This window comes from Flagellimonas hadalis (genome assembly GCF_007785775.2).
GTDB classification, from domain to species: Bacteria; Bacteroidota; Bacteroidia; order Flavobacteriales; family Flavobacteriaceae; genus Flagellimonas; species Flagellimonas hadalis.
In genome coordinates this window covers 1-25,282 of sequence record NZ_VNIK02000003.1, presented here as the reverse complement: position 1 = coordinate 25,282, position 25,282 = coordinate 1, and the positions used below count along the sequence as shown (strand labels likewise).

Genomic DNA, 25,282 nt, shown 5'->3' with positions numbered 1-25,282 from the left:
TGGGATAAAAAAATCCCGGAAAGTGAAAACTGTCCGGGACTTACTTTAGTTGGTTTGGTTGGGTATTTTCAATAGAGTTCCAGGGCCTTTGCCTGTTGCAACAGATCCACCAAGTTGTCCACATTCAATTTTTTCATCAAACGGGCCTTGTAGGTGCTCACTGTTTTTTCGTTCAAATTGAGTCCTTCGGCGACTTCCTTGTTCCTTTTTCCACTGGCCAGAAGTTTCAGTACCTCCACTTCCCTTGAAGACAGTTTTCTGAAGAACCTTCGTGGTTTTTGGGTGCCTTCGTCAAAGGCCAATCGTTGGGCCAGCTCATTGGTGATGAACATGTTGCCGTCGCTCACTTTTCTCACCGCAGAAATGATGTAATCCAGGTCAGCAGTTTTGGATAGATAGCCGTAAGCTCCGGCACGGATGGTGCTCAGGGCATACACATCTTCTGATTGACCACTGTACATCAGGGTTTTGATGTCAGGGAATTCCAATTTCATCTTTCTTAGAGTGGCAATCCCGTTGATTTCTGGGATATCCATTTCCAAAATGACCACGTCCGGGGTCATTTTTTTCAATGTTTCAAAAAGCTCTGATGTAGTGGAGACGTCTGCAATGATTTCAATATCTGAGCTAGATTCAAGCACCTGTTTAATACCAAGCCTTACTACAGGATGGTTGTCAGCGATCAATACCTTTATCATTCGGTTTTGAGTTTAGTTTTTTTTGTTAGTTAGTGACTGATTACCTGCACGGTATAGCGGGCAAGATAATAATTTGATGGCGTAAAATTGTATTTTTTTTCTTAAAACCATAGTTTTTCTATGGTTTTTTTCGTCTTAAACTGGGATTTCTGCGTCAAAAGGTCATTTCAAGTGCGCCGGAACCTCACAGATAGGGATAGGAACCATCTTATGCTTGTTTGCAGTATTGTACCTTTTATAGATTGCGAATACTTCCTTTTCCCTGTCAGAGAAATCGTCCATCGTTTTTCCTGCCCCATCCATTTTCATCGCCCACTCCAATTCAGGGTAGGATGCACCTATCTGGTCTTCATCCGTTCTACTGTCTCCCCAAAGGCCATCGGTGGGCGCGGCTTCCATAATGTCTTGGTTGACACCCAGTACCCTTCCGACTTCATACACTTCGGTCTTCACCAAGTCCGCTATGGGGCTAAGGTCCACCCCTCCATCCCCATATTTGGTATAGAAACCGACGCCAAAATCCTCTACTTTGTTCCCTGTTCCAGCTACAAGATACCCATTCAGGGCTGCAAAATAGTAGAGCGTGGTCATCCGCAATCGGGCCCTGGTATTGGCGAGTGACATCAAGCGTTCCTCTTCATTCTGCACTTTGGGAAAAGCCGCCACAAGACTGTCGAACACAGGAGTGAGGTCCACAGGCTGTCGGGACACGTTCGGGAAATTTTCCATCAACCAATCGATATGGCGGTCGGCACGGGTGACCTGGCTCTGGCCTTGGTGTATCGGCATCTCCAAACACAAGAGGTCCAGCCCGGTCTTGGCGCAAAGCGTTGAAGTAACAGCAGAATCGATTCCTCCTGAAACCCCGATTACAAAACCTTTGCATTTGGCATTGGTGGCATACGCTTTCAGCCAATCCACAATATGGGCTATTACCTTTTCTGTTTGCATATCTTACTTTTTGTTTTCAATAAATTACCTTTGTTCCCTGTAAATTTAAACCCTGCGCCCATAAAAATGAAGAGGTTGTTCAAATACTTTGCGAAACTGGCACCTTTGTGTTTGGTTTTATGGATTTTTCTTTCACTTTTCTCTTGTAAAAAAACGGATAAGGCAGAACAGGAGATTGCCAAGGTTCCCGTTGAACTTCACATTTCTAGATTTGATCGCGAGTTTGCCAATACAACCCCGGAGGGCATTCCCCTTTTGAAGGAAAAATATCCATACCTCTTTCCTGAACAATTTCCCGATAGCATTTGGGAGGCAAAATTGTCCGATACCCTTCAGATTGAACTATCTGAGGAGGTGGACAAGGCCTTTGGGAGTTTTGGGGAGGAAGCCGAGTCATTGGAATCCCTTTTTCAGCACATTAAATATTATTTCCCGGAGTTTGAAGTGCCTAAAGTGGTCACGCTCATTTCTGATGTGAGGTACGAGGACCGTATTATATTGACGGATGATCTTTTATTGATAGGTCTGGATAATTATTTGGGGCCGGACCACCGTTTTTATGAAGGCATACAGCGATACATATCGGCCGGTCTGGACAAGCAATTTTTGGTTTCCGATGTGGCCAGTGCTTTTTCCAAAAGCGTGCTTACCTATCCCAGAAACCGGACTTTTCTTTCGAGGATGGTGCATTATGGCAAGGAACTGTACATAAAGGATAGGTTGCTTCCCCATAATACCGATGCCCAAAAAATAGGCTATACCCAGGAAGAAATGGACTGGGCCATCGCAAACGAGGAACAGATGTGGAAGTATTTTGTGGAACGGGACCTGCTCTACAGTACGGACTCCCAACTTGACCGAAAGTTTTTGGACCCTGCACCCTTTTCCAAATTTGGACTGGAACTGGACAATGAATCCCCAGGAAGGCTGGGCAGATATATGGGTTGGCAGATCGTTAGGGCCTTCATGGAAAAAAATGAGGTGGGCCTCCGACAGCTTTTGGATATGCCGGCGGATGAGATCCTGAAAGAATCAAACTATAAACCAAGAAAGTAAATGGCGGTAGTACATACTTCAGAAATAAAATTGACAGTGGGACTTGATGAGAACCGGGTCCCTGAAGAATTGAAATGGTCCGCCCAAGATGGTGGTGTGCAAGAGGAAGATGCAAAGGCCATGATGTTGTCCGTTTGGGACAGCAAGAACAAGGAATCCCTCAAAATAGACCTTTGGACCAAGGATATGCCGGTGGACGAGATGAAGATTTTCTTCCATCAGACCTTGGTGACCATGGCCGATACCTTCATGAAGGCCACGCAAGACGATAAAATGACAGCGACCATGAAGGACTTTTGTGATTATTTTGCTGAAAAACTGGAGCTGAAAAAGTAGTTCCGGAACAAGTGGTCATTTTATGATCTCCAAATAACCCTGTTCCGAAAGCGATTCGGTTTTGATATGTCGGTGTCGATGTTCCGAAGGGATTCCTGTGCGTTTATCCACATTGTATTGACTGCTTTGGGATTGAGATATGACCTGGACTCTATATAAGGTGTCGGTTTCGATGACGGTGATGCTTTCATTCCTAGCGCTCAAGGTTTCCCTATGTTTTTTGAACGATGTGGTCCCGCCCAGTACAAATTCAATGGTTTTCATGTCCTCTTTGGATGGTTTGTAAAAAGGTAGGTGCTCGTAAGCATCCATTTGGGTCTTTGTGTTTACGATGGGGCTATAGCTAAAGGTTTTGGATATCACATCAACGGTGGAACCATAATAAAAGGCAGTGTTCTTGGCCGCAAAATGGATGGGCAGGTCAAATAGGACAATCACTGAACTGTCATTGGCGAACACTCGGGCATCATAACTATCCGGTACTTTTTCGTTGCTGTTCTCCAGGATGAGAGACTTGGCCATTTGTACAATGCCTTGCTTTCCATGGTGGCTGATTTCTTTGCCAGTTGTATCCATGTTGCTCATTTTGGGATGGGTGGATGAGCAATGGGTAGTTGCCACTATGGAAACGAATATGGTAAAGTGGTAAAATACATTTCGGGCAGACCGGCTCATCGCTAATGATTCTGATATCCAAAGAAAAGGAAATGGGGACAAAGCCAGACCGTTGAATTGACCAATGCCCGTTTTCAATTGACGGATGAAGGTTTCACCAATAAAAAAGCCCGATGGGAGCTTCTATGGGAATGGACAGTTTAATCACCTGCCACAAAACTGGATATGACCCAACCTTTTGTGGATTTGGTCAATACCATCCTATACCCCACTGGAGAGACAAGATACTTTCCATGTACGTAACCGGTCAACTTACCATCTATTGTGCTGATGTTGAACCATTGACTTTCACTCTCCGAATTATCTTGTGGACTTTGATTCAATTTGACAATTCGGTAGCTGAGTTGGCCCAATACTTTGGAGTTCTCTGCACTGGGTGCGCTTCTAACGTTCACATGGGTGCCCAAGATTAGATAATGTTCAAAGGCATCAAACTCATTGGGCCAATCGCTGAATGTATAGGGAATGCTATAACTTCCAGAGCCATCCTCATATTTGGCCCCACCGATCAAAAGAATATTTTCAAGTTCGTCCCAGAATGTTGTGTGCTCTTTTTCAAAATCCCAATACTCCTTAAATTCATCTATCCCTCCATTGCCCCCGAAACTGCTCAAAACGTTGGGGTCCATATGACTCAGGATAAAATCTTTGTCCTTCTTGCCAACGGCCAGGGTGAGTTCGGTCAAAAACTTGGATAATGTAGGATCGGAAATCTCTATTGCTGGGGGATAAAGTTCGTCTTGGGCCATAAGATGTACCGATAACAAACAAAACAAAGGAAAAAAAATGTTTCGCATCATACTGAAAGATTTGGGAATTCTAAAATACACATAAATCGTGATGATTTTGAAATTGATGGCCAACAAAGTCTGTAGGCATCAAAAAAATAGACACAATAGCCCCGATCGGGGCTATTGTGTCTATGAATCATCTCAAAAAAAATCAACGTCCAATGCTGCCAAGGCCCATTGGCACTTCCATGAGCAACACCCTACTGTCCGTACGGGATTTCAGCTCGAAAGAATCCGTTTCCCAAAGTCCAAGACCATCACGTTTTTCAAGTTGCTGTCCATGAATCTCCACAGTTCCTTCCAGTACAAAGACATAGACCCCATTTCCTTCTTTCTTGATCGTATAGGTATCCGTAGCGCCAGTTTCAAACTTGCCCAAATGGAACCAGGCATCTTGGTGCACCCACACACCTTCATCATCAGGGTTTGGGGAGAGTACTTGGTAAAAAGCATTCTTTTTCTCAATGTCCCTTATGGAAATCTGATCATAACGGGGTTCCACATTTCGTTTGTTGGGGAACACCCAGATCTGTAGGAACTTCACCTCCTTGTCATCGTTCTTATTGTATTCACTGTGGAAGATGCCAGTACCGGCACTCATCACCTGTACGTCCCCTTCCTTTATGGTGGTCACATTGCCCATACTGTCCTTGTGTTCCAAGTCCCCTTCCAAAGGAATGGAAATGATCTCCATGTTGTCATGGGGATGGGAGCCAAACCCCTTGCCCGGGGCCACTTGGTCATCATTTAGTACGCGGAGTACCCCAAAATGCATCCGTTCTGGGTTTTGATAGGCTGCGAAACTGAATGTATGATGACTGTTGAGCCAGCCATGGTCGGCATGCCCTCTCGTGTCAGCTTTGTGCAATACGGTCTTCATATGTCTTGTTTTTTTGTTCCCTACAAAGGTCGGGCAAGCAAGGGGTTTTGGAGATATGAAAACACGGGAGGGACTTATGAAAATCCGATATCAGGCCAATTCTTTGAACTTGCTCGGGGAAACACCCGTGCAGGACTTGAAAAAAGCACTGAAGTTCGCTGGTTCCGAAAAGCCGAGTTCAAAAGCGATCTCTTTTTGGGAGAGGGCCGAAAAATACAGCAATCGTTTGGCGGCAATGGTGATCCTGCTCTGGATGTGCTCCTTGGATGTCTTTCCGGTGAGGGATTTCACCACACGGTTCAGATGGTCGGGGGTGATGTGCAGCGCATCGGCATAGGCGGAGGTATGGTGCCAAGTCTTGAACTTTTCGTTCACCAGTTGTTTGAAGTTGCGTACCAGAACGGCACCGACCTCCATGGTCTGGGAATCCAGTTGGGTCAACGAACACAGGTTGTGACAAGCGATCAACAGCAGTTTGAGCAAAGCGCCGATGGCCTCAAACTTATAAGTGTCTTGGGACCGGTAATAAAATTCCATTTCCGAGGCGTAGGATAGGATGCGGTCCATTTCCGGTTCGCTGACCATCAAGGGCGGGGTGTTGCCAAAATCATTGAACAGGTTGATGTCGTCTATGAAATCCACCATAATATGGTTCATGGCGAGGAACTGTGCAGAGAAAACAATGGAATAGCCAAAGGAGCTCGTTTCTTCCTTGAGTTGGTGTACCTGACCGGGACTGATGAAAAAAACCTGGTTTTCGGCAATGGGATGCGTCTTGAAATCGACCAAATGGACACCCTTTCCTTTTTTGACCACAAGAATGGTGTAATAGTCATGTCGGTGGGGCTCATCGGCCAGACCTTTCCTTTTTTTATGGATATCCTCCATCCTGGAAATGCCAAAACTGAGCGAACCATCGGCCTTGTTCACATTATGGTAAGTCTTCACTACATCCATGGTCCCTAAATTGTATGGAAAATACGCATTAAAAAAATAAATCCTTTGGATTTATGCCGGGATCATTTATTCGAGAAAAATTGTTGGTTGATGCCATCTATGAACTCCAAAAGTTCATCCTTGCCCATCCGGTTGCTGGATGAAGTGGTGAAATGTGGGGGAGCCTCCTCCCATGCACCTTCCCTTAATTTCTGTAGATAGGCCTCCGCTTGCCTTTCAATGGTTCCGGGTTTTAGTTTGTCCGCTTTGGTGAAGATGATGGCAAACGGGATCTGATTGGTTCCCAGCCACTCCATGAACTCAAGGTCAATGGGTTGCGGGTCGTGCCGGATGTCCACAAGGACAAAGCCACAGACCAATTGCTTCCGTTTTTGAAAATATTCGGTGATGTATTTCTGAAAGGTGTTCTTGTCCTTTTTGGACACCCTTGCATAACCATATCCTGGCAAATCCACCAAAAACCAATTGTTGTTGATCTTGAAATGGTTGATGAGTTGTGTTTTGCCCGGTCTGCCAGAAGTCTTGGCCAATCCCTTTCTGTCCACGAGCATATTGATGAGGGACGATTTTCCCACGTTGGACCGTCCAATGAAGGCATACTCCGGCAAAGGCTCATTGGGGCATTTGGTCACATTGGAATTGCTCATTATGAATTCGGCGGAAGAAATCTTCATGCGTATCGGAATAATATATGGTAAACAAGATACAAGAATTACAGACAAGGAACCTATTTACTAAGCTTTTGGTCTTGTCTCTTGGCTCTTTTGTCTTACGTCTTTGATGTCAAAAATTGCGCTTCTTCAACCAAGCGTCAAGAATGCGGTTAAAATCCTCGGGGTGCTCCATCATGGGTGCATGGCCGCATTTCTCGATCCAGTAGAGGTCGGAATCCGGCAAAAGTTCGTGGAACTCCTTGGCCACATTGGGAGGGGTCACCGTATCGTTCTCGCCCCAAATGATGCACGTGGGGGTCTTCATGTGTGGCAGGTCCTTGGACATGTTATGGCGGATGGCGCTTTTGGCAATGGCAAGGGTCTTTACCAACTTCATCCTGTCGTTCACCGTGGCAAACACCTCGTCCACAATTTCTTTGGTGGCCACTTCGGGATCGTAAAAGACATCCTGCGCCTTTTTCTTGATGAACTCATAATCACCACGCTTCGGATAACCGTCGCCCATGGCACTTTCATAGAGCCCGGAGCTTCCGGTGATGACGAGTGCCTTGACCATTTCGGGGAACATTTTGGTGTGCAAGAGACCAATATGTCCACCAAGGGAATTGCCCAGAAGAATGACATCCTTCAATCCTTTGGCCTCGATGAAGCCTTCCAGAAACTTGGCAAAGTTCTTTACGGTGGTTTTTAGAATGGGCATGTCGTAAATGGGGAGCTCGGGGATCAAGACCTTGTAGCCCTTGGAGGGGAAATAGTCAGATACGCCTTGAAAATTACTGAGCCCACCCATGAGTCCGTGCAGGATGATCATGGGGGTTCCCTCGCCCTTTTCTATATATCTGTATTTGCCATCCTCAATTAAATGCTCTTCCATTAATAGTCAGTTGGTAGTAAGAGGGGCAAATATAGGCATTTCATGTTACAAAGAATTCAGGTTTTTGGTGCATGGGGGACAAGTTTTTTCGGTTTCCCCAAGATTTGTGAAGTAGAGGAGCATATTCACGGGGAGTGTTTGCCCGGTCCAAAAGTTGGTTTTTGGTCTAAAAGTGGTGAATTTATTAACAAAAGTGGTGTTAAGTGGAGAAATGTGGAAATAAAATCTATATATTTGAGTTGTATTAAGTAACCAATTGATTTCTAGTGACCCATATCATAGGACAACATGATTGCAAAGCGGATTCAAAAGGAAGGGTATTGCTGCCCATTTCCTTGAAGAATCAGCTATTGCCTGTCCTGAAAGAAGGGTTCGTTATCAAGAGGTCGGTTTTTCAGCAGTGCCTGGAGCTGTATCCCAAACAACAGTTCGATGTGCTGATGCAAAAGGTGATGAAGAAGAGCAAAATCAACCGCAAGTACGATGCTTTTGTGAGAAATTTTGTGGCCGGGATGAAGGAAGTCGCCATCGATGGGGATTCTGGAAGGTTGCAGATACCCAAGAACCTCGTGGATTTTGCAGGAATCGATAAGGAAGTAGTGCTCAACGCTGTTTTTGACAAGATAGAGATTTGGGACAAGGACAAGTATGAGAAAGTCTTGGCTGAAGGGGAGAAGGATTATGCGGATTTGGCCGAAGAGATCTTTGATGACGATGAATGATGCATATCACAATCCGGTACTGTTGCAAGAGTCGGTGGACGGATTGGACATAAAGCCAGACGGGGTGTATGTGGACGTCACCTTTGGTGGTGGAGGGCACTCCAGTGAAATATTGAAACGATTGGGCGAGGGCGGAAAGCTGTTCGCATTTGATCAAGATGAGGATGCCCTGCAAAATGCATTGCATGATGACAGGTTCCAATTGATCAACCAGAATTTTCGCTACCTCAAGCAATATCTAAAGTTCTATGGTATTCGGAAAGTCGATGGAATCTTGGCGGATTTCGGAGTTTCCTCCCATCAGTTCGATGAAGCGGCCCGTGGATTCTCCACGAGGTTCAATGCAGATCTCGACATGCGTATGGACAGGAATAATGTGCTTTCGGCCTATGAGGTGATCAACTCCTACCCCCAAGAAGATCTGGCCTCGGTGCTGTTCCAATATGGGGAACTGCGAAACGCCCACGCCATGGCCAAGACCATTGTGGAGGCAAGGGGAGTCAATCCGATCAAAACCACGGAAGAATTGAAACAGACCTTGGGCAAGTTTTTGCCCAAGATGAAGGAGAACAAGATTTTGGCCCAGATCTATCAGGCCATTCGGATCGAGGTCAATCAAGAGATAGCGGTGCTGAAGGAGTTTTTGCTCCAAGTGCCGGAAGTTCTGGAAAAAGGTGGGCGATTGAGCATGATCAGTTACCACTCCCTGGAAGACCGTTTGGTGAAGCGTTTCATACGCGACGGACGGTTTGAGGGCGAACCTAAAAAGGATTTTTATGGGAACATCGACGTTCCTTTGAAAAAAGTAGGAGGGCTCATAGTGCCATCCGCAGAAGAAGTAGCCCGAAACAACAGGGCAAGAAGTGCAAAACTCCGCATTGCGGAACGCATATAAAAAAATGAGAAAAGGATTGCTGGACATATTAAAAGGAAAGTTTTTGGTGAGCGGGGATGCTCCCAAGAACTGGATGTTTTTGTTGTATGCCTCTTTCTTGGCCGCATTGATGATCTCCAGCAGTCACAATGCCGATAAAAAAGTAATGGAAATAGCCGCCTTGAACGAGGAGGTGAGAAAATTGAAAAGTGAGTTTTTTCAAGGAAGGTCCAATGTGCAACAGCTCAAGCTGGAATCCACTTTGCGGAAAGAAGTGGCGGACAAGGGACTTGTTCCTTCGGAAAACCCACCGAAGAAAATAGTGGTAAAATCAGCGGAATAGTGGCAATCACCGAAAAAAATATCATGAATAGGCTCTACCTGGTAGCAGGTGGACTTCTGGTCATGGCCATTGCCGTGGTGGTGAAGCTGGTGGATATCCAGATGGTGGAAGGTGAAAAGTACAAGGAACTTGCCCTGAGCCAGACTGAAAAAATGTTTACCATAGAACCCAATCGGGGTAACCTGTACTCCGAAGATGGTAGTCTATTGGCCGCGTCCGTTCCCAAATACGAGATCAGGTTCGATGCCCAAACGGTGTCCGAAACAAATTTCCAAAACCATGTTGCCGCACTGTCCGATTCGTTGGGAATTCTTTTCAACCGGCCTTCTTCCTATTATAGGCAATTGTTCAGAAAGGCCAGGGCCAATGGGAGCAGGTACGAACTGGTGGCCCGTAACGTGGATTACCTGAGTTATGTTCGTATAAAGCAGTTCCCTCTTTTTAACCTAGGCCCATATAAGGGTGGGTTCATCGAGACCCATCGTGTGGTACGGGAATACCCTTTGGGTAAGATGGCGGCCAGGAGCATTGGTTATGAAAAAGTGGATGAAAATGGATACTATACCCGTGTGGGATTGGATGGTGCCTTTGGCGAGACCTATCTAAGGGGCAGGGAAGGAAAACGCCTGAAGCAAAAAATAGCAAAGGGCCAATGGAAGCCCGTGGGTCTGGACAATATTGTGGAGCCACAGGATGGCCTGGACGTGGTGTCCACCATCGATGTGAACATTCAGGACATTGCCCATCACGAATTATTGAAACAGCTTGAAAAATATAAGGCGGACCATGGTTGTGTCGTGGTCATGGAGACCAAGACCGGGGAGGTGAAGGCCATCTCCAATCTGGGACGCACCTCTGATGGGACATACTACGAAAAATTGAACTATGCCGTAGGGGAATCGCACGAGCCGGGTTCTACCTTTAAATTGATGTCCCTGGTGGCGGCTCTGGAAGATAAGGTCGTGGATACCAGTACGGTCATCGATACCGAAAAAGGAAGGTACAGGATATATGATGGTGTGGTGAAGGATTCCAAATGGGGCGGTTATGGAAAGATTTCCGTCGCCGAAGCCTTTGCGGTTTCCTCGAACACTGCTTTTGCCAAGATCATCAATGAAAATTATAAAGAGCGGCCTGCCAAATTCGTGAACCGTTTGATGAACATGGGGCTGCACAAAAAATTGGACCTTCCCATCATTGGGGAAGGGGACCCTGTGATCCGCTATCCGGGAGACAAGGGTTGGTCGGGGATTTCCCTCGGATGGATGTCCCACGGCTACGAAGTGTCGTTGACGCCCATGCAGACCTTGGCCTTTTACAATGCCATTGCCAACGACGGGGAGTTGGTGAAACCCCGATTGATCAAAGAAGTGAGGGAAGGCAGTAAAGTGGTGAAACGATTTGACAAGGAAGTGCTGAACCCGTCCATCTGTTCCAAAGAAACCGTGGACAAGGTAAGGCAACTCATGAAGGATGTGGTGGAAAAAAAGAACGGTACGGGACACGGGCTGTACTCCAAGAACTTTTCCATGGCAGGCAAAACGGGGACCACCCAGAAGAACTATGTGGAGAAAGACCCGGACAAACTGGCCTATATCTCCTCTTTTGCCGGGTATTTTCCAGCGGACAATCCCAAATATTCCTGTATCGTGATCATCCATGAGCCGGACAAGAGTGAGGGGTATTACGGAGCTGACGTATCAGGTCCTGTCTTCAAATCCATGGCACAAAAAATACATGCCATTTCACCTTTGGTGGATGAAGTGGAAACCAAGGAATATGACGACCCTGATTTGGATAAAGCGTACGAGCAATACTTTGCCATGGCCCAGAAAAAGTTTGGGACCGTGCCCAATGTCAAAGGAATGAGTGGGATGGATGCAGTGTCTTTGCTTGAAAATTTGGGACTGGAAGTGGAGGTGCACGGAAATGGAAAAGTGAAGAAGCAGTCCATAGACCAAGGAACGGACATAAAAAAAGTAAAGAAAATAGTACTGGAGCTTTCATGAAGTTGTTGAAGGACATATTATATGGTGTGAGCCTCACTGCGGTGAGCGGGGATACCAACGTCATGGTGAACCATATCCATTTCGATTCGAGAAAAGTGGAGATGGACGATGTGTTCGTGGCCGTTCGGGGAACCATCACCGATGGTCATAAGTACATCCAAAAAGCGGTGGACTCAGGTGCCAAAGCGGTGGTCTGTGAAGAGCTGCCCGAACTGTTGATCAATGGCATCACCTATTTGAAGGTACCGGATTGCAACAGTGCCTTGGCCGTTATGGCATCCAATTTTTATGGAAACCCTTCCAAAAACCTAAAACTGGTCGGAATTACAGGGACCAATGGAAAGACTACGGTAGCCACGCTGCTGTACAACCTCTACACGAAAGCGGGTTATAAAGCCGGCCTTCTTTCCACTATAAAAGTTATGGTGGGCAATAAGGAATATCCAGCGAGCCATACGACCCCAGATGTCATGGCCATCAACGATTATTTGGCAAAAATGAGCGCAGAAGGTGTGGAGTGCTGTTTCATGGAGGTGAGTTCGCACGGCATCCATCAAAAAAGATCCGAAGGGCTGTATTTTGCAGGAGCGGTCTTTACCAATCTCTCCCATGATCATCTGGATTACCACAAAACTTTTGCGGAATACCGCGATACCAAGAAAAAATTGTTCGACAGTTTGCCCAAGACAGCTTTTGCCCTGGTCAACATCGATGATAAAAATGGATTGGTGATGATGCAGAACACCAAGGCCAAAAAATACACCTATGCCCTAAAATCGTATGCAGATTACAGGGCCCAGATATTGGAAAGACAGTTCAATGGACAGTTGTTGAAGCTGGATGAGAATGAACTGTGGACGAAGCTCATTGGGGATTTCAATGCCTATAACCTATTGGCCATCTATGCTGTGGCCGACCTTCTGGGATTGGAAAAAATGGAGATCCTGAGACTGATGAGCGAATTGGAGACCGTGGATGGCAGGTTCCAATACTATATATCCAAAGAAAAAATAACGGCAATAGTTGATTATGCCCATACGCCGGACGCACTAAAAAATGTATTGATCACCATCAATGCATTGAGGACTGGAAATGAAAAGGTCATCACCGTAGTGGGGTGTGGTGGTGACCGCGATAAGTCTAAGCGTCCGGTTATGGGTCATATCGCTTCCGAAATGAGTGATCAGGCCATTTTTACATCCGATAACCCCAGAACGGAATCACCTGCCACGATCATTGAGGAAATGGAAAAGGGAGTGGAGGCCCAGAACACCAAAAAAGTATTGTCCATCGAGAGCAGAAAGCAGGCTATAAAGGCCGCTTGCCAATTGGCCATGGCCAAAGACATCATCCTGGTCGCGGGAAAAGGACATGAAACCTATCAGGAAACCAATGGTGTACGGGTGGAATTTGATGATTTAAAAGAAGTAAAGGAAGCTTTGAACAGTTTAAACAAATAAGATTTTCGAAATACGGAGTGCGAAGTGCGAAATGGAAAGTACAAAGAAAAAGTCTAACGTCTAGATTCTAATATCTATCGTCTAAAATATGTTATACTACTTGTTCGAATTTTTGGAGAAACAATACCAACTGCCGGGTGCGGGCCTTTTTAGGTTCCTGACCTTCAGGGCTGCCATGGCCGTGATGTTGTCTCTTCTGATAGCAATGGTATACGGAAAGCGGATCATCGTGTTCCTGCAAAAAAAGCAGATCGGGGAAAGCATCCGTGATCTTGGACTGGAAGGCCAACAACAAAAAGCGGGAACGCCCACCATGGGAGGGTTGATCATCATCATGTCCACCCTGTTGCCCGTGATCTTGTTTGCCGACATCAAGAATATCTATGTGATTCTGTTGATCGTCACCACGATTTGGATGGGGGTCATTGGGTTTGTGGATGATTACATCAAGATATTCAAAAAAGACAAAAAGGGACTGAAAGGAAAGTTTAAGGTCATGGGGCAAGTGGGCCTCGGGCTGATCGTGGGCATCACGCTCTATTTTCATCCCATGGTGACCATCAAGGAGAAAGATACCACGACCATAACCGAGGATTTCAAAGTGGAAAAGGTTTTTGGGGAAGAGACCAAGGCGGTCCGGACCAATGTGCCCTTTTTCAAGAACAATGAGTTGGACTATGCCGATTTCATTTCATGGATGGGCGATGGTGTCGAGGACTATGCGTGGCTCATCTTCATCCCTGCGGTCATTTTGATTGTCACCGCAGTTTCCAATGGGGCCAACCTAACGGATGGAATTGATGGATTGGCGGCTGGTTCCTCAGCAATTATCGTGCTGACCCTGGGCATTTTTGCCTGGGTTTCCGGTAATATCCAGTTTTCAAATTATCTGGACATTTTCTACCTGCCCCGAGTGGGAGAATTGGTGGTGTTCATTGCCGCATTTGTGGGGGCTTTGGTCGGATTTCTATGGTACAATACCTATCCTGCCCAAGTATTTATGGGCGATACGGGAAGCCTTACCATCGGCGGGGTCATTGCGGTGATCGCCATTATGGTGCGAAAAGAACTGTTGCTCCCCGTACTCTGCGGGATCTTTTTTGCAGAGTCCCTGTCGGTGATGTTGCAGGTGGGGTATTTCAAGCATACCAAAAAGAAATATGGCGAAGGGAAACGTATATTCCTGATGGCGCCGTTGCACCATCATTACCAAAAGAAATTATATCACGAGAGCAAGATAGTGACGCGGTTCTGGATCATTGGGATCTTATTGGCCATCATCAGCATTGTCACGCTAAAAATTCGATAGATGGGCCGCTTGGTGATACTTGGAGGAGGAGAAAGTGGTGTGGGAACCGCTATTTTGGGGAAGCAAAAAGGATTCGAGGTCTTTGTTTCGGACAAAGGTGAGATCAAGGAGAAATATAAAGAAGTTCTTGAACATTTTGAGATTGAATGGGAGTCTGGCGATCACACGGAGGCCAAGATCCTGAATGCTGATGTGGTGATGAAAAGCCCGGGCATTCCCGATAAGGCACCATTGGTCAAGGCACTTGTTGCCAAAGGTATTCCGGTCATTTCGGAAATAGAGTTTGCATCAAAATATACCGATGCGACCCTCATCGGAATCACTGGAAGCAACGGGAAGACGACGACCACGATGATGACCTATCACCTTTTGAAGAAAGGTGGACTGAACTTGGGCATGGCAGGGAACATTGGTGACAGCTTTGCCAAAATGGTGGCCGAGAAGGATATGGATCAGTATGTGTTGGAGATCAGCAGCTTTCAGTTGGACGGCATAGTGGATTTCAAACCACACATCGCCGTGATCACCAACATCACCCCGGACCATTTGGACCGATATGAGTACAAGTTTGAAAACTATATCGCCTCCAAGTTCCGCATCGCCATGAACCAGGATGAAAACGATTACCTGATCTATGACGCCGATGATGAGGTGATGGAAAACTGGCTGAAGAAAAACCCCGTTCAATCCAAATTGGTCCCTTTTTCGGTCAAGAAAAAACTGGAAGAAGGAGCCTGGTTGGAGGATAAAACGATACAAATAAAATTAGAACATAAAACCTTGGAAATGAGTACAGATATTTTGGCCTTGGAAGGGCAGCACAACGTAAAGAACACTATGGCCGCAAGTATGGCCGCCCTTTTGGTAAAGGTCAGGAAAGAGACCATTCGCCAGAGTATCCAGTCCTTTCAGGGAGTGCCCCATAGGTTGGAAAAAGTGTTGAAGATCAACCATGTGGAGTACATCAACGATTCCAAGGCAACCAATGTCAACGCCACCTTCTATGCACTGGACGGTATCAAAAAGCCCATTGTTTGGATTGCGGGCGGAGTGGACAAAGGAAACGACTATGCGGAGTTGATGCCCTTGGTAAGGGAGAAGGTAAAGGCCATTATCTGTTTGGGTATGGACAATACCAAGTTGAAGGAGTCTTTTGGCAATGTGATAGACCTGATGGTGGAGACCTATTCCATGGAGGAGGCGGTAAAAGTGGCCTACAAGGTGGCGGAACGGGGCGATGCAGTCCTTTTGTCGCCGGCCTGTGCCAGTTTTGACCTTTTCAAGAACTATGAGGATAGGGGAGATCAATTTAAAGCAGCAATCAAAAATTTGTAGAACGTGTTGGCCATATTCAAAAATCTGAAAGGTGATAAAGCCATCTGGGGCGTAGTGGCCCTTTTGGCCCTTTTCTCATTTTTGCCTGTCTATAGCGCAAGTACCAATTTGGTGTTTGTGAACGATGACGGGACCACATTTGGGCACCTGGTGAAGCATGCCGTGCTCCTGTTCTTGGGCTTTGGGATCATTTATGCCATCCATAAGATTCCTACCCATTATTTTAAGGGGCTTTCCATCATTGCCCTGCCCATTGTGTTGATCTTATTGGCCTATACTTTAACAGTAGAAACCCGCATCGGTGGGGTCACGGCAAACCGCTGGATCAAGATTCCTTTTGTGGGGGTCAATTTCCAGACTTCCACTTTGGCCTCTGTGGTATTGATGATATGGATTGCCAGGTATTTGACCAAGATCAAGGATGTCAAGATCACTTTCAAGGAAAGTATATTGCCACTTTGGCTCCCAACGGCCTTGGTGGTGCTGCTCATTTTGCCCGAAAACTTTTCAACGGCGGCAATCATCTGTTTTATGGTGTTGGTACTGTGCTTTTTGGGCGGGTATCCACTAAAATACCTGTTTGCCATGGTGGGTACGGGAATCGTTTTGGGCGGTATGTTCATGTTCGTGCTCTTCAAGGCACCCGAGGTGCTGCCGGACAGGGCAGGTACATGGAAATCAAGGATAGAGACCTTTATCCATCCAGAGCAGGCAGACAAGGACGATTTGCACCAATTGACCTTGGCGCAGATAGCCATCGCCGAAGGCGGTGTGGTGGGCAAAGGGGCCGGAAAGAGCGTTATGAAAAATATGTTGTCGCAAAGTACCTCGGATTTCATCTTTGCGATCATTATTGAAGAATATGGATTGTTGGGTGGAGGGGCTTTGTTGTTCTTTTACCTCTTGTTGTTGTTCCGGATCGTAGTAGTGGCACACTCGGCCAAAACGGTGTTTTCAAAACTGTTGGTGATCGGGGTTGGGCTGCCCATTGTGTTCCAAGCCTTCATCAACATGGCCGTCGTGGTGCAGTTGTTTCCGGTAACGGGCCAGCCATTGCCACTGATCAGTATGGGGGGTACATCCATTTGGATGACCTGCTTGGCGATAGGCATCGTGTTGAGCGCGAGCAACAAGACAGAGAATTTGGAGGAGCAATCCTATGACATAGATGAGACCAACCCTTTAGAAGTATTGAGTGGGCAGTTATAGGTTCATACTTTCTGGGGGCGGTACGGGAGGACATATCTATCCCGCAGTGGCCATAGCCAACGAGCTGAAGAAAAGGCATCCAGATGCCAAGTTCCTTTTCGTGGGGGCCAAGGATAAAATGGAGATGGAAAAAGTGCCACAGGCCGGATATGAGATCAAGGGTTTGTGGATAAGTGGAATACAACGGAAACTGACATTGAAAAATCTCATGTTTCCCTTTAAAGTGATAAGCAGTTTGTTGGAAGCCAGAAAAATAGTGAAGCAGTTCAAACCCCATGTGGCCATAGGCACGGGAGGCTTTGCCAGTGGACCATTGTTGCGGATGGCGGCCAGTGCGGGCATTCCATGTGTGCTGCAGGAGCAGAACTCCTTTGCGGGCATCACGAACAAACTATTGGCAGGAAAGGCCGAGAAAATATGTGTGGCGTATGATGGCATGGAGCGGTTTTTTCCAAAGGAAAAGATCGTGAAGACAGGCAATCCCGTCCGCATGGATTTGGTGGGCCAGAAATCGGGCAAGGAAGAGGCACTCGGTTTCTTTGGCTTGGATGCAAAAAAGAAGACCGTTCTGATCTTGGGAGGCAGTCTGGGTGCTAGGCGCATCAACCAATTGGTCCAGAAAGAATTGAAATTTTTTGAAGGGCAGGGGCTGCAAGTGCTTTGGCAGTGTGGCAAGCTCTATGTGGAGGAATACAAAACATACGATTCGGATTCGGTTAAGGTATTGGCCTTCGTCAATCGGATGGACTTGGCCTATGCTGCTGCGGACGTCATCATTTCAAGGGCCGGGGCAGGTTCGGTTTCGGAGCTCTGCTTGGTGGGAAAACCGGTGATTTTTATCCCATCGCCCAATGTGGCCGAAGACCATCAGACCCAAAATGCAAATGCCCTGGTGTCCAAGGAAGCTGCCATCATGCTGAGGGAAAGCGAACTGGATGCCGAATTTGAACAAAAATTTACTGAGTTGATGGATTCGAAGGAACTCCAAAGCCAACTCCGAACGAACATCAAAAAATTGGCCATGCCCAAGGCCACGGAACATATAGTGGATGAAATTGAAAAATTGCTGAAGTGAACCTGAAGAATATACATAGCGTCTATTTTATTGGTATAGGAGGCATAGGTATGTCCGCTCTGGCCCGTTATTTCGATTTTATCGGAAAACCGGTTGCCGGGTACGACAAGACCCCGACGCCGATTACCGATGGGCTTCAGGAAAAGGGCATCCAGGTCCATTTTGAGGATGATATCGCTTCGGTCCCGGACACGTTCAAACAGCCGGGCACCTTGGTGGTCTATACCCCTGCGGTCCCCTCATCCCATGGTGAACTCAATTTCTACAAAGCGAACGGTTTCGAGATCAAGAAGCGTTCGGAAGTGTTGGGCATCATCACCAAAGATTCCTATTGCTTGGCCGTGGCGGGCACCCATGGCAAAACGACCACTTCATGTATTTTGGCACATTTGCTAAAAGAATGTGGATTGCCCTTCACTGCATTTTTGGGAGGGGTATCGGAAGATTTCAACAGCAATTTTGTGCTGGAGGGCACTGAGTATTCCGTGGTGGAGGCCGACGAGTTCGACCGTTCCTTTTTGAGATTGTTCCCCACGGTGGCCTGCATCACAAGCATGGATGCCGACCACTTGGACATTTATGGCACCCATGAAGAGTTGCTACAGTCCTTTCGGGATTTTGCCGGAAGGATAAAACCCGGCGGCAAGCTGTTCGTCCGAAAAGGGTTGCCCATGGAGGGCATCACCTTTGGCATTGAGGACGGTTCTGACTTTTGCATAGAACATATTGACATTGAACAGGGAACCTACATATTTGATCTCGTTACGCCTTCCGAGGTGCTGAAACAAGTCCGTTTCGGCAAGCCTGGTAGGCACAATTTGCTCAATGGATTGGCTGCTTTTGCGATGGCGGTGCAAACAGGTTGCCCACCACACCGCCTTGCCGAAGCTTTGGCCACGTTCAAGGGGGTGCAGCGAAGGTTTTCGTACCAGATCAAGGAAAAGGATTTTGTCTTTATCGATGACTATGCACATCATCCTGCTGAGATTGATGCGGTGCATCAGGCCATACGAGAGATGCACCCCGGGGAAAAGGTCACGGTGATTTTTCAGCCCCACCTGTTTTCAAGGACCAAGGATTTTGCGGACGATTTTGCCCGAAGTCTTTCCCAGTTCGATAAAGTTATCCTCTTGGAAATCTACCCGGCACGGGAGGAACCCATGGAAGGCATCACATCGGCCTGGCTATTGCAGAAAATAAACAACCCCAATAAAAAACTGGTTCCCAAAGCGGAACTGATAAAAGAAGTGAGTAACTGCAAAACAGGGGTTTTAGTGGCCCTTGGCGCAGGGGATATTGGGCTTGAAGTGCCCAAAATAAAAAAAGAATTGGCTTATGCGGGTTAATTGGAATTACATCAAATTGGCTTTTCTGTCGGTTGCCGTAATTGCACTTTACGGTTTTGCCGATCAACGGAGCAAAAAAAGGAAGGTGGAAGACGTCTCGGTTAAATTTGTGGGCGACAACAATTTGTACTTGACTGAGGATGCGGTTAATAAATTGTTAATACAAAATTACGGCCCCGTAAAAAATAGGGCCAAAGAACAATTAGTTTTGAATACCATAGAGGAGGTAATTCTGTCCAACGATATGGTGAAAAACGCCCAAGTCTATCTTACTGTAAACGGGGAACTTATCTCAAAGATTGTTCAGCGTAAACCGATTGGAAGAGTAGAAGGGGTCTCCAAATTTTATTTGGATGATTTGGGAGAGCGCATGCCATTGTCCAAGCAACATTCGGCAAGGGTGCCCATCATCACGGGTAAAATTACGGGCAGGACCCTTGAGGACGCATATGTGATCCTCAACTATATCAACGAAGATGATTTTCTCAGAAAAAACGTCATTGGGATACATATTGAAGAAGAAGGAAACTACCAACTCAAATTCCGCATGGAGAACTTTGTGGTGAATTTGGGGGGAGTGGACAATCTAAATACAAAGTTCAAGAATTTCATGGCTTTCTATGCCAAAGCGGCCAAGGACAATTCCTTGGAGGATTATGCAATAGTAAGTTTGGAGTTCAACAATCAAGTGGTTTGCACCAAAATATAAGATATGGAACAGGGTAATTATTCAGTTGGGTTGGATATTGGAACCACCAAGATCGTGGCGATCATTGGTAGGGAGAACGAGTATGGAAAAATTGAGGTTCTGGGAATGGGCAAGTCCAAGAGTCTGGGCGTGCACAGGGGAGTGGTGAACAACATCACGCAGACCATCTCCTCCATTCAACAGGCAGTGGAGCAGGCAGAACTGAACTCTGGCCTAAAGATAGGTTCGGTTGTCGTGGGCATTGCCGGACAGCACATACGCAGCCTACAGCACAGTGACTACATCACCAGGCCAAATTCCGAGGAAGTCATCAACAATGACGATTTGGACAGGCTTTGCAACCAAGTCTATAAACTGGTCATGCTTCCCGGTGAGGAGATTATCCATGTATTGCCACAGGAATACAAAGTGGATGGCCAGTCCGAAATAAAGGAACCCAAGGGAATGTACGGCGGCCGTTTGGAAGCCAATTTCCATGTAGTGGTCGGTCAGGTGTCATCCATCAAAAACATAGGAAGGTGTATCAAAAGCGCGGGGCTTGACCTAGGCAACATCACCTTGGAGCCTTTGGCCTCTGCAGAAGCCGTTCTGAGCCAGGAAGAAAAAGAAGCGGGCGTTGCCCTTATCGATATAGGTGGCGGAACCACGGACCTTGCCATTTTCAAGGACGGGATCATTCGCCATACCTCCGTTATCCCTTTTGGGGGCAACGTGATCACCGAAGACATCAAAGAAGGCTGTTCCATCATCGAAAAGCAGGCCGAACTGTTGAAGATCAAATTCGGTTCCGCATGGCCGGGCGAGAACAAGGACAACGAGATTGTCTCCATTCCAGGTCTGAGGGGTAGGGAGCCCAAGGAGATCACCTTGAAGAACCTCTCCAAGATCATCCATGCAAGAGTGGTGGAGATCATAGAGCAGGTCTATGTGGAGATCAAGAACTATGGCCATGAGGACCAAAAGAAAAAATTGATCGCTGGAATCGTATTGACCGGTGGGGGAAGCCAATTGAAGCATTTGAAGCAATTGGTGGAGTATATCACTGGGATGGACACCCGAATCGGTTATCCCAACGAACATTTGGCGGGCGATTCCGATGAGGAAATTGCCAGTCCGTTATATGCGACAGCGGTAGGCCTGTTGATGAACGCCTTGGAGTCCAAAACCCTGGGCAAAGTGGTAGGTCAACAGGAAGAAGTGCAAAAAGAGGAAAAGGTGTTGGTGGAGCAGGAGCATGTAGGGGCGGAAGCCACCATGACCTCGCATAAGGAAAGAAAATCCATTTTTGACAAATGGTCCGAGAAGTTGAAGGACTTTTTGGACAATGCAGAATAATATAACCCCATTAACGAAACACAACTGTCATGAGCAAGAACACTGAATTTGACAACATCGCTTTTGATTTGCCCAAGAACAAAAGCAACGTAATAAAGGTAATAGGAGTAGGCGGCGGCGGTAGCAACGCCATCAACCATATGTTCCAGGCAGGGATCAATGGAGTGGATTTCGTGATCTGCAACACCGATGCCCAAGCCTTACAGAACAGCTCTGTACCCAATAAGATCCAGTTGGGGGTATCCCTCACTGAAGGTCTTGGGGCAGGCGCCAACCCCGATGTTGGGGAGCAGGCTGCCTTGGAGAGTATGGAAGAGATCAAGGGCATGTTGGGACAGAATACCAAAATGGCCTTTATCACTGCAGGTATGGGGGGAGGAACCGGTACCGGGGCCGCACCCATTCTTGCCAAACTGGCCAAGGAACTGGACATCCTTACCGTTGGCATCGTTACCATCCCGTTCCAGTTTGAAGGGGCCATGCGTAACAAGCAGGCACAATTGGGGATAGAAAAATTGCGGGCAAATGTGGATTCGCTCATCGTGATCAACAACAACAAACTTCGTGAAGTGTACGGCAATCTTGGGTTTAAGGCCGGCTTCTCAAAGGCGGACGAAGTGTTGGCAACTGCGGCAAGGGGTATCGCAGAAGTCATCACGCATCACTATACACAGAACATTGACCTTAGGGATGCCAAGACCGTGCTTTCCAACAGTGGAACGGCCATCATGGGCTCTGCTGCTGCATCAGGTTCCGCAAGGGCCACCGAGGCCATCATGAAAGCTTTGGATTCCCCATTGCTGAACGACAACAAGATCCATGGGGCCAAGAATGTGCTGTTGCTCATTGTTTCCGGTTCCCAGGAAATCACCATCGATGAGATCGGGGAGATCAATGATCATATCCAGATAGAGGCGGGACATGGCGCCAACATCATCATGGGTGTGGGTGAGGATGAAAGCTTGGGCGAGGCCATTGCGGTCACCGTGATCGCCACTGGTTTCAATGTAGACCAGCAGGACAACATAGTGAACACGGAATCCAAAAAGGTATTCTATACGTTGGAGGACGAGCAGACCGCTCAACAAGATTTAACCCCCGAGGCCACAGCGGTACAAGAAGTTAGGGTAGAAAAGATTCCAGTGGTGGAACCAGAGCCGGAACCTACCGTGGTGAAGCACACTTTGGAGATGAAAGATGAGGAAGTGGAGCAGCGCGTTGCACCCAAGGCCAAGATACAAGAACCAGATTTGGTGCCCACAACAAGCTATATCCGGAATTTCAATGTTTTTTATGAAGAAGTGGTCCCTGAATATGTGGAGGATGACTTTATCATCATTGAAGCCAAGAACATTATCAACAATATAGAGGTCGTGGAACCTGAAGTGGTTGCTCCCAAGTCGCAGGAAGACCAGTTTACTCTGAGTTTTGATATGCCCCTCCACAGCGAAAAAGAGGAGGAAGAGAATGAAAGGGAGCACACGATCACTTTCAACTTGGACGATGGCATTGGAGATGTGAAAGTGAACGAATATGTGGAGGTAAAGCCTGTTTTGGAATACAATAAGCAGGGGGAGACGCGCTATAATTTGGAAGAGTACATGGAGTTGGAAACCAAATTGACCGGGGCGAAGTCCATGGCCGAGACCCACGAACCCAAATTGGTGGAAAACGAACTCGTTTTCGAGAAAAAGACCTTGAAAATGGAGGCGTCCAACCAAAAAGAGGAAACCACGGACAGTTTGGATCCCTTCAACAGTTCCATCAGCGATCTTTTAAAAGATAGGGCCGATGAGCGAAGAAGAAAACTGAAAAATTTCAACTATAAGTTCCAGAACAACAGGAACAGCATAGACGAGATTGAGAAACAGCCAGCCTATAAGCGTCAAGGCGTGGATTTGAACGATGTTCCCAAAGAACAGAAAGTCTCTAGGACCACTTTGAGCGAGGACAGCAACGATGACTTACAGTTGCGATCCAACAACTCATTTTTGCACGATAATGTTGATTAGTAGTGTTTAGAATTGACATCCATTTTTTAAATGGAAGCATGAACCCGAAAGTTGAAATACTTTCGGGTTTATTTTTTATCTTCGCAGCCCAAAATAGATGGAAATGGGTTTGCAGGAAAAGGTAATGACTGAAATGAAGGTAGCCATGAAGGCAAAAGATACCGTTGCCTTGGAATCATTGCGTGCCATCAAATCGGCCATTTTGTTGGCGAAGACGGAAACAGGGGCCGGTGCCGAACTTTCGGAGGAAGATGAAGTGAAATTGATCCAGAAGCTGGTAAAACAGCGAAAAGACAGTGCCACCATCTTCCAACAACAAGGGAGGGAAGATTTGGCCGGGCCAGAACTTGCACAGGTGGCGGTGATCGAGAAATTCCTGCCCGAACAACTGTCCGAGGAAGAGGTTGAAAAAGTGGTACTCAAAACCATTGAATCGGTTGGTGCTTCGGGAATGCAGGATATGGGCAAGGTGATGGGCATTGTCTCCAAGGAATTGGCAGGCCAGGCCGATGGGAAGACCATTTCCAACATCGTAAAGGCAAAATTGAGTTCATAACATAAGATAAAGGCCGCGTAGTTCAACTGGATAGAATATCAGATTTCGGCTCTGAGGGTTGGGGGTTCGAATCCTCCCGCGGTCACACTTAAAGCCTGCAAATTTTTGCAGGCTTTTTTAAATATCAGACCAGCCTGCCGGCAGGCAGGTTTCTGCTCTGAGGGTTGGGGTTCGAATCCCTGTCTGCCGATAGGTAGGCTCCCTGGGTCACAGATAAATCAAAAGGCTTCACGTCAAATCAAGTTAACTTGAATTTGTAAGTGGGGCTTTTTGATTTTCAGAACGGAACGTCCGGGGAAATGCAATCCCCCTCAATTCACAAAAACAAAAGCAGGCATTTTGCCTGCTTTTTTCCAATTGCCTAAAAAATACCCGACAGACAAAGAGGGCTTGGTATGGGAACGTCCGCCGGGCTTCAACTATATTAACTTAAAAACAAACAATTACTGGTTCAACCCAAACAAAGTCGCGGCCTCGCCAAAGCTTTTGGGCATGTTGTTGGTCAAATCATTGGCTTGGGCAATATTAGCTGGGACCACAACGTATTTCACCATATAGGAATCATTGTTTTCAATTTCGGTCACACCAAAAACTGATTCTCCTCTGATAACCAATGCATTGTTGAAAAAATTTGGATCTGTTGTAGTCGAAGTATAAGCATATATGTAATAAAAGTCATCATCATACGGGAGTAATGTTGTGATGGTTGCAAAGCCACTAGTTCTCCTTAAATAGACAAGAACAACCCCTTCAGTCTCCAAGAAGGCATTCATATCATCGATTCCAGGGATTTCTTCAATGTACATTTCTCCTATAGTAGGAGGGTTATCGGAGTTCACATCATCCCAAACAATCTGCATCCAATCGGAAACAATCACGTTGGCATTCCCGTCCTGACCATCAGCACCGTCCTGCCCGGCAGGTCCTTGCAGTCCCATTTCGCCATCTATTCCATCCTTGCCATCTTCGCCAGAACAAGAAACGAGGGCAATACTCAGGCCCAGGAAAAGATAAAGGGCCATTTTTGATACATTTAAAAGAGTTGTTTTCATAAAGTAAATAAATTGATTAGTAAAAATGAATATGAGGTTGGCAT

24 protein-coding genes, 1 tRNA gene and 1 pseudogene are annotated in these 25,282 nt (G+C 46.6%); 17 read left to right on the top strand and 9 right to left on the bottom strand.

Features of this window, described 5'->3' with window-relative positions; translation table 11 throughout:
- Window positions 1-68 precede the first annotated feature (68 nt).
- Together FOT42_RS06355 and nadE are read right to left on the bottom strand one after the other, a co-directional pair.
- Complete coding sequence (locus FOT42_RS06355) at window positions 69-698, bottom strand: response regulator (RefSeq protein WP_151889747.1); 630 nt, start codon at window positions 696-698, stop codon at window positions 69-71.
- A gap of 162 nt (window positions 699-860) precedes the next feature.
- The gene (gene nadE / locus FOT42_RS06350; protein WP_151889746.1) at window positions 861-1,649 is read right to left on the bottom strand and encodes an NAD(+) synthase; all 789 of its coding nucleotides are present in this window, start codon (window positions 1,647-1,649) and stop codon (window positions 861-863) included.
- A gap of 66 nt (window positions 1,650-1,715) precedes the next feature.
- Here nadE and gldB point away from each other — a divergent pair, with 66 nt between their 5' ends.
- Both gldB and gldC read left to right on the top strand, forming a co-directional pair.
- Complete coding sequence (gene gldB / locus FOT42_RS06345; protein WP_192938339.1) at window positions 1,716-2,705, top strand: gliding motility lipoprotein GldB; 990 nt, start codon at window positions 1,716-1,718, stop codon at window positions 2,703-2,705.
- Window positions 2,706-3,041, top strand: a complete 336-nt coding sequence (gene gldC / locus FOT42_RS06340) for a gliding motility protein GldC (protein WP_151889744.1) — start codon at window positions 2,706-2,708, stop codon at window positions 3,039-3,041.
- A gap of 15 nt (window positions 3,042-3,056) precedes the next feature.
- Here gldC and FOT42_RS06335 read toward each other — a convergent pair whose 3' ends face one another.
- From FOT42_RS06335 to FOT42_RS06310, 6 genes are all read right to left on the bottom strand, one after another.
- On the bottom strand, window positions 3,057-3,617 hold the full coding sequence (locus tag FOT42_RS06335) for a hypothetical protein (protein WP_151889743.1): 561 nt from the start codon (window positions 3,615-3,617) through the stop codon (window positions 3,057-3,059).
- A gap of 239 nt (window positions 3,618-3,856) precedes the next feature.
- Window positions 3,857-4,516 (bottom strand): SH3 domain-containing protein, encoded by a 660-nt coding sequence (locus tag FOT42_RS06330; RefSeq protein WP_151889742.1) that lies wholly within the window; start codon window positions 4,514-4,516, stop codon window positions 3,857-3,859.
- A 142-nt stretch (window positions 4,517-4,658) separates the two neighbouring features.
- Complete coding sequence (locus tag FOT42_RS06325) at window positions 4,659-5,387, bottom strand: pirin family protein (protein ID WP_151889741.1); 729 nt, start codon at window positions 5,385-5,387, stop codon at window positions 4,659-4,661.
- A gap of 90 nt (window positions 5,388-5,477) precedes the next feature.
- Complete coding sequence (locus tag FOT42_RS06320) at window positions 5,478-6,344, bottom strand: AraC family transcriptional regulator (protein WP_151889740.1); 867 nt, start codon at window positions 6,342-6,344, stop codon at window positions 5,478-5,480.
- Window positions 6,345-6,406: 62 nt separating this feature from the next.
- The gene (yihA, locus tag FOT42_RS06315; RefSeq protein WP_151889739.1) at window positions 6,407-7,018 is read right to left on the bottom strand and encodes a ribosome biogenesis GTP-binding protein YihA/YsxC; all 612 of its coding nucleotides are present in this window, start codon (window positions 7,016-7,018) and stop codon (window positions 6,407-6,409) included.
- Window positions 7,019-7,127: 109 nt separating this feature from the next.
- Complete coding sequence (locus tag FOT42_RS06310) at window positions 7,128-7,892, bottom strand: alpha/beta fold hydrolase (protein ID WP_151889738.1); 765 nt, start codon at window positions 7,890-7,892, stop codon at window positions 7,128-7,130.
- Between the two features lie 266 nt (window positions 7,893-8,158).
- Here FOT42_RS06310 and mraZ point away from each other — a divergent pair, with 266 nt between their 5' ends.
- From mraZ to FOT42_RS06235, 15 genes are all read left to right on the top strand, one after another.
- Window positions 8,159-8,614 carry a division/cell wall cluster transcriptional repressor MraZ gene (gene mraZ, locus FOT42_RS06305; RefSeq protein ID WP_151889737.1) on the top strand — a complete coding sequence of 152 codons (456 nt, stop codon included), beginning with the start codon at window positions 8,159-8,161 and terminating at the stop codon, window positions 8,612-8,614.
- Window positions 8,607-9,509, top strand: coding sequence for a 16S rRNA (cytosine(1402)-N(4))-methyltransferase RsmH (gene rsmH / locus FOT42_RS06300; protein ID WP_151889736.1), 903 nt, complete (start codon window positions 8,607-8,609; stop codon window positions 9,507-9,509). Before mraZ ends, rsmH begins: the two co-directional genes overlap by 8 nt.
- Before the next feature lie 4 nt (window positions 9,510-9,513).
- Window positions 9,514-9,831, top strand: a complete 318-nt coding sequence (locus tag FOT42_RS06295; protein WP_108424287.1) for an FtsL-like putative cell division protein — start codon at window positions 9,514-9,516, stop codon at window positions 9,829-9,831.
- Window positions 9,831-11,840, top strand: a complete 2,010-nt coding sequence (locus FOT42_RS06290) for a penicillin-binding protein (protein ID WP_151889735.1) — start codon at window positions 9,831-9,833, stop codon at window positions 11,838-11,840. The genes FOT42_RS06295 and FOT42_RS06290 overlap by 1 nt, the downstream gene beginning before the upstream one ends.
- Window positions 11,837-13,300, top strand: a complete 1,464-nt coding sequence (locus tag FOT42_RS06285; RefSeq protein WP_151889734.1) for a UDP-N-acetylmuramoyl-L-alanyl-D-glutamate--2,6-diaminopimelate ligase — start codon at window positions 11,837-11,839, stop codon at window positions 13,298-13,300. The genes FOT42_RS06290 and FOT42_RS06285 overlap by 4 nt, the downstream gene beginning before the upstream one ends.
- 88 nt (window positions 13,301-13,388) lie before the next feature.
- The gene (mraY, locus tag FOT42_RS06280; RefSeq protein WP_151889733.1) at window positions 13,389-14,609 is read left to right on the top strand and encodes a phospho-N-acetylmuramoyl-pentapeptide-transferase; all 1,221 of its coding nucleotides are present in this window, start codon (window positions 13,389-13,391) and stop codon (window positions 14,607-14,609) included.
- Window positions 14,610-15,944 (top strand): UDP-N-acetylmuramoyl-L-alanine--D-glutamate ligase, encoded by a 1,335-nt coding sequence (gene murD, locus FOT42_RS06275; protein WP_151889732.1) that lies wholly within the window; start codon window positions 14,610-14,612, stop codon window positions 15,942-15,944.
- Between the two features lie 3 nt (window positions 15,945-15,947).
- The gene (locus FOT42_RS06270) at window positions 15,948-17,153 is read left to right on the top strand and encodes an FtsW/RodA/SpoVE family cell cycle protein (protein ID WP_151889731.1); all 1,206 of its coding nucleotides are present in this window, start codon (window positions 15,948-15,950) and stop codon (window positions 17,151-17,153) included.
- Window positions 17,140-18,228, top strand: a complete 1,089-nt coding sequence (gene murG, locus FOT42_RS06265) for an undecaprenyldiphospho-muramoylpentapeptide beta-N-acetylglucosaminyltransferase (RefSeq protein ID WP_151889730.1) — start codon at window positions 17,140-17,142, stop codon at window positions 18,226-18,228. The genes FOT42_RS06270 and murG overlap by 14 nt, the downstream gene beginning before the upstream one ends.
- Window positions 18,225-19,574 carry a UDP-N-acetylmuramate--L-alanine ligase gene (gene murC / locus FOT42_RS06260; protein ID WP_151889729.1) on the top strand — a complete coding sequence of 450 codons (1,350 nt, stop codon included), beginning with the start codon at window positions 18,225-18,227 and terminating at the stop codon, window positions 19,572-19,574. Before murG ends, murC begins: the two co-directional genes overlap by 4 nt.
- On the top strand, window positions 19,564-20,283 hold the full coding sequence (locus FOT42_RS06255) for a cell division protein FtsQ/DivIB (protein WP_151889728.1): 720 nt from the start codon (window positions 19,564-19,566) through the stop codon (window positions 20,281-20,283). Before murC ends, FOT42_RS06255 begins: the two co-directional genes overlap by 11 nt.
- Window positions 20,284-20,286: 3 nt before the next feature.
- Complete coding sequence (ftsA, locus tag FOT42_RS06250; protein ID WP_151889727.1) at window positions 20,287-21,618, top strand: cell division protein FtsA; 1,332 nt, start codon at window positions 20,287-20,289, stop codon at window positions 21,616-21,618.
- Between the two features lie 29 nt (window positions 21,619-21,647).
- Window positions 21,648-23,630, top strand: a complete 1,983-nt coding sequence (ftsZ, locus tag FOT42_RS06245) for a cell division protein FtsZ (RefSeq protein ID WP_151889726.1) — start codon at window positions 21,648-21,650, stop codon at window positions 23,628-23,630.
- 103 nt (window positions 23,631-23,733) lie between these two features.
- The gene (locus tag FOT42_RS06240; RefSeq protein WP_151889725.1) at window positions 23,734-24,186 is read left to right on the top strand and encodes a GatB/YqeY domain-containing protein; all 453 of its coding nucleotides are present in this window, start codon (window positions 23,734-23,736) and stop codon (window positions 24,184-24,186) included.
- Window positions 24,187-24,197: 11 nt separating this feature from the next.
- Window positions 24,198-24,271, top strand: a tRNA-Arg gene (locus FOT42_RS06235).
- 358 nt (window positions 24,272-24,629) lie between these two features.
- Here FOT42_RS06235 and FOT42_RS18050 read toward each other — a convergent pair.
- A pseudogene (locus tag FOT42_RS18050) lies at window positions 24,630-25,282 on the bottom strand (hypothetical protein); the annotation flags it as partial.